The organism is Pseudoxanthomonas sangjuensis, assembly GCF_010211755.1.
Classification (GTDB): Bacteria; Pseudomonadota; Gammaproteobacteria; order Xanthomonadales; family Xanthomonadaceae; genus Pseudoxanthomonas_A; species Pseudoxanthomonas_A sangjuensis.
The window spans coordinates 105,567-113,984 of sequence record NZ_PDWR01000009.1 but is presented as its reverse complement, the minus strand read 5'-3'; the positions used below and the strand labels follow the sequence as shown (position 1 = coordinate 113,984).

Below are 8,418 nucleotides of genomic sequence, written 5' to 3'. Positions count from 1 at the left end.
TGTCTTAATCCTTGAGACCATTGCTGTGAACTGTGTCGTTCTGTTGTCTGAGATATCCCGACACCACGGATTCCTACGCTATCCTCTTCGTCGGCAGCGTCAGATGTGTAAAGAGGACAGCTTTTCCGCCTGCGGAGCCACGGCCGGGATCAACAGCAGCATGAACACCGCCGCGTGCAGGGCGATGACGAAGGCCATGCCGATGATGCGCGGCCAGTTCAGGCCTTCCGGCCCCTCGTCCTGTTGATACCTATTGATGACCAGTTGTTCAGCCATGCAGCGTGACTCGTTTCTGGGCGGGTGCCGCATGGCACCCGGTTTCCGTGGACCGCGACGTTTCCGTCGCGGGAATTTCCAAGCTTATACAATCCAGCGATTGGATACCATTGTTTTCTCCGCCGGACCGCCTGGCGGCGGCACGCCGGCTCAATTTTTCAGCGCGAGGATTCTCCGGGCGTCCTCCGGCTTCTTGACGCCCTTGTCCAGCGCCGACTGGGCCGCCTGCTTGGCCTCGGCGATGCGGCCTTCCTGGTGCAGCACCCTGGCCAGGTTCAGGTAGGTTTCGCCGTTCGGCGCCAGCGGCGCCGCCTTCTTCCACGCATCGATCGCCTGCGGGATCTGCTCGGAGTAGTAATACGACTGCGCCAGCGCGATATAGGTCTGGTGGTCGGGCTTGAGCACGCCCTTCTGCAGGCCCTCGTTGATCACCGCGATCGCTTGCTTTTCCTTGCCGTCCATGTTGGCGTAGGTGATGTAGAGCTGGCGATAATCCCTGTCCTCGGTCAGCTGACCGGCGGCGCGCAGCTTCTCCAGCACCGCGGCGGCCTTGTCCATCTGATCGGCCTGCTGGTAGACCGAGACCAGGTTCAGCTGCGCCTTCTTGTCGTCCGGGGCCTTGGCCGCCAGCTGCTCGGCGAGCTGGATGGCCTGCGCGTTCTGCCCCGCGTCGGCATAGGACGCCATCAGCAGCTGCACCCATTCGTTCTTCGGCTCCGGCGTGGCGTCGATCGCCTGCTTCAGGAACGGAATCGCCTCGGCCGGCTTGTCGGCGCGGTACAGGGCGTTGCCCTTGATCACCAGGTCCTCCGGCTTCTGCGACTTGGTTTCGGCGAAGAAGCGGTCGAGCGTGGCCAGCGCCTCGGCGTACTGGTCGTCCTGGGTCTGCAGCTGGGCGAGGAACTGCATCGCGGTGAAGTGATTGTTGTTGTCCAGCGCGTTGAGCTCGATCGCCTTCTGCGCATAGGCCTTCGCCGCGGCATTGTCGTCGAGGTTGTAGGCGATCTGCGCGGCCAGGAAATTGACCAGCGCCTTGTCGTAATCGGTCGCAGCCGGGTCGGCCAGCAATTCCTCCGCCAGCGGCTTGGCGGCCTCGAACTCCGAATCGTTGAAGGTGTCGATCAGCTTCTGTTCCTTCTTCGCCAGCTTCGGCGCCGACTTGACCTTCGGCTCCTCGCGCGCGGCGTCCGGATAACGCACCTCGGCGCCGTTGCCCTTCTTCTGCTTGGCGCGGCGCTGCTCCGAGCGCGTCTGCATGTCCTGCGCGGCGGCTTCGGCGACGACGGTGCCGGCAAGCAGGCCGGCGACGGCCAGGGTCAGCAGGTTTCGTTTGATATTGCGCGACAGCATCGGTTCACCTCGACGAATTACAAGCGGATGCGCTGCGGGCTGGGCGGCGCGGGAAACAGGGGGTGGCAACGCTAGCAGAAACCCGTGGAAACCGGAATCCGCGCAACGGCCTTGCGTGCGATGCTCAACCGCAGCGCGGCGCGCGCCCGGACGCGCGCGCCTGCTGGTAGGTCGGCGCCAGCGCCGGCGCGTCCTGCTGCATCTTCCTGATCCGCGCGGCCGGATCGGGATGGGTCGAAAGCCACTGCGGCGGGCGGCTGCCGCCGGCCGCGATCATGTTCTGCCACAGGTTCACCGCCTGCGCCGGGTCGAAGCCGGCCTGCGCCATCAACCGCTGCCCGACCACGTCGGCCTCGCTTTCCTGTTCGCGCGAACCCGGCAGCAAAAACGCGGCTTGCGCGGTCATCCCGCCCAGCTGGTTGACCGTGTTCGCCGCGCCGGAACCGTATTTCGCCCCGGCCAGCGCGCCGAGGATGCCGAGCCCGGCCTGCGCGCCCATCTGCCGGGTGATGCGCTCCTCGTGGTGGCGCGAAATGACGTGGCCGATCTCGTGGCCCAGCACCGCGGCGAGCTGGTCCTGGTTCTTGGCCACGGTGAAGATGCCGGTGTTGACCCCGACCTTGCCGCCCGGCAGGGCGAAGGCGTTGGGTTCCTTGTCGTCGAACAATGCGGTCTCCCACGCGGTGCCGCGCCATTGCGCCGGCAGCTGCGCGACCAGCGCGTTGACCACGCAGGTGACGTAGGCGTTCTGGCTGCCGCCGGCGACGACCTTTTCCTTGGCCTTGGTTTCGGCGAAGGCCTGCGCGCCGAGCTGGTTGAGTTCTGCCTGCGAAACGCCGCCGACCATCTGCTTGCGGCCGGTCGGCGAGGTGGTGGTGGCGCAGGCGCCGAGCAGGACGGCGACCGCGAGTACGAGCATCCGTGGCTTCATGCCCAATCCCCTTCAGTGGGAAGTCCGGTGAGGGCGGAAGTGTGTGCGGAGCAGCCTTAACTTTTCGTCAAACCGGGGCGGTCGACAGCTGCAGCGCCAGCAGCGCCACGGCATTGTTCAGCGCATGCGCGGCGATCGGCGCCCACAACGTGCCGGTGCGCCGGTACAGCCAGGCGAAGGCCGCGCCCATCAGGCCGTAGGTGGTCCACAGCAGCAGGGTGGCCGGGGCGCTGTTGGCGGTGAGGCCGGGCATTTCGTGCATGAAGGCGAAGCAGGCGCTGCTGAGCACGAGGCCCAGCCACGGCCGGCCGGCCGCCCACAGGCGACCGAACAGCACGCGGCGGAACAGCAGTTCCTCGTAGGCGGGCGCCAGCAGCACCACGAACAGGGTGACGAACAGCGGGCTGGAGGCCATCGCCTGTTCGATCGGCGCGATGTTGGTCGGTTCGGGCGCGAAGCCGGCGGTACGGCCCAGCGCGGTCAGGCCGTTGCTGAAAGCGAACACGGCCGCCGTGGTCACTCCGATCCAGCCCCACGTGCCGGGCTTGCGGATCGCGGCAAAGGACATGGCGCGCTCGGCGGCGCTGGCGCGACGACGCCAGAAGTACGGCACCGCCGCGGCGACCGCGGTGTTGAACAGCGTCATCCACAACATCGCCAGGCCGCCGGGCCGGCCAATCGCGGCCGTCAGTGCCTGCATGTCCTGCGCGTCGACGCCCTGCACCGCGACCTGCACCGCGCGGATCATCGCCCACGCGATGCCGGTCAGCACCGACATCGCCAGGAGCACGACGACGGCGATGGCGAGGTCGACGAAGAAACCGCCGATCGCGCCGCGCCGCGCCAATGCGTCCGGCCGCGCTGCGGCGACGGGCTGCGGGTTGTCTTCCATGGCCGGACTTCCTGTCGGCGACGACACCAGCTCAGACGTCAAGGTTGGCGACCTTCAGCGCGTTGTCTTCGATGAAATCGCGGCGCGGTTCGACCACGTCGCCCATCAGCGTGCTGAAGATCTGGTCGGCGGACACCGCGTCCTCGATCCGCACCTGCAGCAGGCGCCGCGTGTCCGGGTTGACCGTGGTTTCCCACAGCTGCTCCGGGTTCATTTCGCCGAGGCCCTTGAAGCGCTGGATCTGCCGGCCCTTCTTCGCTTCCTCCAGCAGCCAGGCCTGCGCCTCGGCGAAGCTGGACACCGGCTGCGCCTTGTTGCCGCGCACGATCTGCGCGCCGTCGCGGATCAGGCCGTGCAGCAGCGACGCGGCTTCGCGCAGCGGGCGCAATTCGCCGCTTTCGAACACCGCCAGCGGCAGCACCTGCACCAGTTCCTCGCCCATGTGCCGGCGCGTGGCCAGCAGCGCGGCCGGATGCGATTCGGTCGCCGGCTGCAGCTGCAGCGCGTAGCGCGGGCTGCCGAGGCTGCCGCGGTTGAGCTTCTTCTCCAGCGCGTCGAGTTCGTCGCGTCCGCCACCGCTCTGCTGCAGGTATTCGGCATCGAGCGGGGCGAAGTCGAGCAGCGCGTCGAGCAGCGCCGGATCGTAGCGGTGCGCGTTGCGGGCGATCGCCTCGCGCGCGTTCGCGTAGACGAGCAGCAGCTTCTCCAGCGCCTCGCCGGAAATCGGCGGCTCGCCCGTGGCCGGGATCAGGCCCGCGCCCTCGACCGCGCTGTTGGCGAGGTAGGCGTTCAGCGCCGCGTCGTCCTTCAGGTACAGCTCGCTCTTGCCCTGCTTGAGCTTGTACAGCGGCGGCAGGCCGATGTAGACGTGGCCGCGCTCGATCAGTTCCGGCATCTGCCGGTAGAAGAACGTCAGCAGCAGCGTGCGGATGTGCGAGCCGTCGACGTCGGCGTCGGTCATGATGATGATGCGGTGGTAGCGCAGCTTGTCCGGGTTGTACTCGTCCTTGCCGATGCCGGTGCCCAGCGCGGTGATCAGCGTGCCGACCTCGGCACTGGCGAGCATGCGGTCGAAACGCGCGCGCTCGACGTTGAGGATCTTGCCGCGCAGCGGCAGCACCGCCTGGTTCTTGCGGTTGCGGCCCTGCTTGGCCGAACCGCCGGCCGAGTCGCCCTCGACGATGAACAGTTCGCTGTGCGCCGGATCCTTCTCCTGGCAGTCGGCCAGCTTGCCGGGCAGCCCGGCGATGTCGAGCGCACCCTTGCGCCGGGTCAGGTCGCGCGCCTTGCGCGCGGCTTCGCGCGCACGCGCGGCGTCGACGATCTTGCCGACGATGGCGCGCGCCTCGTTGGGGTTTTCCTGCAGGAATTCCTCGAGCTTGGCGCCGAACACGCTGTCGGTGACCGGTCGCACTTCCTCGGTGACCAGCTTTTCCTTGGTCTGCGAGGAAAAACCCGGATCCGGCACCTTGACCGACAGCACCGCGACCATGCCTTCGCGCATGTCCTCGCCGGACAGCGTGATTTTTTCCTTCTTCGCCGCGCCGGTCTGCTCGATGTACTTGTTCAGCACGCGGGTCAGCGCCGCGCGGAAGCCGGTCAGGTGGGTACCGCCATCCTTCTGCGGGATGTTGTTGGTGAAGCAGAACATCGTTTCCTGGTAGGCGTCGGTCCACTGCAGGGCGACGTCCACGGTGATGCCGTTCTGCTCGCCGGTGACGGAAATGACATTCGGATGCAGCGGGTTCTTCAGCTGCGCCAGGTGCTCGACGAAGCTGCGGATGCCACCGGCGTATTCGAAAACATCCTGCTTGGTTTCGCCGCGCTCGTCGATCAGGGTGATCTTGACGCCCGAATTGAGGAACGACAGCTCGCGCAGGCGATGGGCCAGGATGTCGTAGTGGAACTCGGTATTGCCCTTGAAGGCATCGTTCGCCGGCCAGAAGCGCACCAGCGTGCCGCGCTTGGTCGAGGCTTCGAGCTGCTTCAGCGGATACGCCGGTTCGCCGTGGCGGTATTCCTGCTGGTAGTGGTGGCCGTCGCGCCAGATGTCGAGCGTGAGCTTCTCCGACAGCGCATTGACCACCGATACGCCGACGCCGTGCAGGCCGCCGGAAACCTTGTAGCTGTTGTCGTCGAACTTGCCGCCGGCATGCAGCACGGTCATCACGACTTCGGCGGCGCTGACTTCGCGGCCCAGCTTTTCGCTCATCGCGGCGTGGCGGCCGACCGGGATGCCGCGGCCGTTGTCGAACACCGAAACCGAACCATCGACGTGGATGGTGATGGTGACGGTGTCGGCGTGGCCGGCCAGCGCCTCGTCCACGCCGTTGTCGACGACCTCGAACACCATGTGGTGCAGGCCGCTGCCGTCGTGGACGTTGCCGATGTACATGCCGGGGCGCTTGCGGACGGCTTCCAGTCCTTCCAGCGCGGTGATGCTGTTGGCGTCGTAGTTGCCGGCGGGGGTGCCGGCCTTGATGGCATTCTGGGCGGTGAGGTTTTCTTCGCTCATGCGTTCGCGTCGTGGCAATGCTGGCGCGCCCCCGGCAATGCGGGAGACACATTAGATATAGAGTTTGACACGCGATTATAGCGTATCGTGCGAGTATTTTTCGTCACCGGCCGGACCGCCTTCAGGTGGCCGACGGGTGTCGCAGCACGGCGCCTTGTTCCACGTGGAACAACCAGGGTTCGGCGCCGGCGAAGGCGTCGGGTATCGCGGTCCCGGTAACGAAGACCTGCGCCCCGCTGGCAGCCAGCCGCCCGACCACCCGCTGCTGGTGCCGCGGGTCGAGCTCCGATGCCAGATCGTCCAGGGCGACCACCGGCCACTCCCCGCGTCGTGACGCGAAATCCTCGGCCTGGGCCAGCAGGCAGGCCAGTGCGGTCAGTTTGGCCTGACCCCGCGACAGCGGCTCGTCGTTCGGCCGGGCCGCATGACGCACCCGCCAGTCCGCCCGGTGCGGGCCGATGCTCGTGTAACCGGCGGCGCGGTCGCGCTCCCGGGCCAGCAGCAGCGCATCGGCCAGCGGCAGCTCGTGGCGACGCCAGCCCGGCTGGAATTCCAGGCTTGCCGCACCCAGCCCCGGGACCAGTTCCGTGGCCAGCCTACCCAGAGGCACCTGCAGCTGTTCAAGGTAGCTCTGACGCCTTTGGGTCAACGGTTCCCCGGCCTCGGCCAGTTCCCGATCCCAGACGTCCAGCTGGCGCGGATCGCCCCCCGCCTTCAGCAGGGCATTGCGCTGCTTCAGTGCCCGGGCATAGCGCCGCCACAGCGGGAGGAAATCCTGTTCCACGTGGAACAGACCCCAGTCGATCAGCCGGCGCCGCGGTTCCCCGCCACCGGCGACCAGCGCGTGGCTGCCCGGTTCGAAGCTGACCACGGCCAGCGCCGCACACAGGTCGCCCAGCTGGGAAACGCTGGCGCCATCCAGTCGCCCTTCCCAGCCCTGCCCGCTGTGGCGCAATCCGGCGCGACGCAGGCGCGATTCCGCCCCCTCCCGCCACTCGACGAAGACTTCCAGTGCCTCGGCACCGCTCCGGACCAGTCCGTCCCGGACCCGGCCGCGGAAACTCCGGCCATAGGCCATCAGATGCAGGGCCTCGAGCAGGCTGGTCTTGCCGGCACCGTTGTCGCCGGTGATCAGGTTCAGTCCGGGCCCCGGCTCGAGGCCGGCGGAACCGAAACGGCGCAGGTTGCGCACTTCCAGCCGGGTTACCCGCATTGCCTCCCCCGGAAACGCAGACGCCCGGAGATTTCCGGGCGTCGACCGTGTTCCACGTGGAACCGGCGTATCGGAAAGTCCGGCCACGGTTGGCCGGGCCCTGGCGGCAGGCTTCGCATTACAGCCTCAGCGGCATCACCACGTGGCGGGACTTCTCGCTGCTGGCCTCGCGCACCAGCGCCGACGAATTGGCGTCGCGCAGCTGGATCACCACGAACTCGTCGCGCAGCGCCGACAGCGCGTCCAACAGGTAGTTGACGTTGAAACCGATCGCCAAGCCATCGACCTTGGTTTCGGCCTCGACCTCTTCCTGCGCCTCTTCCTGTTCCGGATTGTGCGCGCTGATCTTCAACTGTCCCGGGGAAACCTCGACGCGGACGCCACGGTACTTCTCGTTGGACAGGATCGCCGCGCGCTGCAGCGCCGCGCGCAGGACTTCGCGGTCCAGCTTGACCTCGCGGTCGGCGCCGATCGGGATCACCGCCTCGTAGTCGGGGAAGCGGCCGTCGATCAGCTTCGAGGTGAAACTGACGTCGTCGCGCTTGACCCGGATATGGCTGCGGCCGACTTCCAGCTCGAGCACGCGGTCGCCGCCCTCGAGCAGGCGCTGCAGTTCGGTCACGCCCTTGCGCGGCACGATGATCTGGCGCTTGGCGCCGACATTGGTTTCCAGCGCGGCCTCGCACAGGGCCAGGCGATGGCCGTCGGTGGCGACGCAGCGCAGGGTCTTGTCGCGCAGGTCGAACAGCAGGCCGTTGAGGTAGTAGCGCACGTCCTGCTGCGCCATCGCGAACGCGGTGCGCTCGATCAGTTCCTTCAGCACCGCTTCCGGCACGTTGACCCGCTCGGTCGCCTCGACCTCGTCGACCGACGGGAAATCGTTGGCCGGCAGCGTGGCCAGCGTGAAGCGGCTGCGTCCGGCCTGCACCGTGACCTTGTCGCCCGATTGCGAGACGGTGACCTGGCTGCCGTCGGGCAGGGCGCGGACGATTTCGAACAGCTTGCGCGCCGGGATCGTGGTTTCACCGTCCTTCGCGTCGTCGACCGCGCTGCGCGCGATCATCTCCACTTCCAGGTCGGTGCCGGTCAGCGACAGCTGGCCTTTCTCCACCTGGACCAGGAAGTTGGCCAGTACCGGCAGGGTTTGCCGCCGTTCTACGACGTTGACGACCTGGGCCAGCGGTTTGAGGAGTGCTTCTCGCTGCAGACTGAAACGCATGTCGTGGACGGCCCCTTGCCTT

At 67.2% G+C, this 8,418-nt stretch carries 6 protein-coding genes and 1 pseudogene; all 7 read right to left on the bottom strand.

Annotated elements, in window-relative coordinates:
- Positions 1-126: 126 nt before the first annotated feature.
- A pseudogene (locus tag CSC71_RS06835) lies at positions 127-276 on the bottom strand (energy transducer TonB); the annotation flags it as partial.
- A gap of 150 nt (positions 277-426) precedes the next feature.
- A complete protein-coding gene (locus CSC71_RS06830; protein ID WP_162373613.1) occupies positions 427-1,626 on the bottom strand; it encodes a tetratricopeptide repeat protein in 1,200 nt (399 codons plus the stop codon).
- A gap of 124 nt (positions 1,627-1,750) precedes the next feature.
- The gene (locus CSC71_RS06825) at positions 1,751-2,557 is read right to left on the bottom strand and encodes a M48 family metallopeptidase (RefSeq protein WP_162373612.1); all 807 of its coding nucleotides are present in this window, start codon (positions 2,555-2,557) and stop codon (positions 1,751-1,753) included.
- Between the two features lie 67 nt (positions 2,558-2,624).
- Positions 2,625-3,449 (bottom strand): CPBP family intramembrane glutamic endopeptidase, encoded by an 825-nt coding sequence (locus tag CSC71_RS06820; protein ID WP_162373611.1) that lies wholly within the window; start codon positions 3,447-3,449, stop codon positions 2,625-2,627.
- Between the two features lie 31 nt (positions 3,450-3,480).
- Complete coding sequence (gene gyrB / locus CSC71_RS06815; RefSeq protein ID WP_162373610.1) at positions 3,481-5,964, bottom strand: DNA topoisomerase (ATP-hydrolyzing) subunit B; 2,484 nt, start codon at positions 5,962-5,964, stop codon at positions 3,481-3,483.
- Between the two features lie 121 nt (positions 5,965-6,085).
- Positions 6,086-7,177, bottom strand: coding sequence for a DNA replication/repair protein RecF (recF, locus tag CSC71_RS06810; RefSeq protein ID WP_162373609.1), 1,092 nt, complete (start codon positions 7,175-7,177; stop codon positions 6,086-6,088).
- 118 nt (positions 7,178-7,295) lie between these two features.
- On the bottom strand, positions 7,296-8,396 hold the full coding sequence (gene dnaN / locus CSC71_RS06805) for a DNA polymerase III subunit beta (RefSeq protein WP_162373608.1): 1,101 nt from the start codon (positions 8,394-8,396) through the stop codon (positions 7,296-7,298).
- Positions 8,397-8,418: the final 22 nt, after the last annotated feature.

What these genes read in the sequence shown, in the direction of transcription:
- CSC71_RS06830 (WP_162373613.1), bottom strand. Translation starts at nt 1,626, where the DNA reads ATGCTGTCGCGCAATATCAAACGAAACCTGCTGACCCTGGCCGTCGCC.
- CSC71_RS06825 (WP_162373612.1), bottom strand. Translation starts at nt 2,557, where the DNA reads ATGAAGCCACGGATGCTCGTACTCGCGGTCGCCGTCCTGCTCGGCGCC.
- CSC71_RS06820 (WP_162373611.1), bottom strand. Translation starts at nt 3,449, where the DNA reads ATGGAAGACAACCCGCAGCCCGTCGCCGCAGCGCGGCCGGACGCATTG.
- gyrB (WP_162373610.1), bottom strand. Translation starts at nt 5,964, where the DNA reads ATGAGCGAAGAAAACCTCACCGCCCAGAATGCCATCAAGGCCGGCACC.
- recF (WP_162373609.1), bottom strand. Translation starts at nt 7,177, where the DNA reads ATGCGGGTAACCCGGCTGGAAGTGCGCAACCTGCGCCGTTTCGGTTCC.
- dnaN (WP_162373608.1), bottom strand. Translation starts at nt 8,396, where the DNA reads ATGCGTTTCAGTCTGCAGCGAGAAGCACTCCTCAAACCGCTGGCCCAG.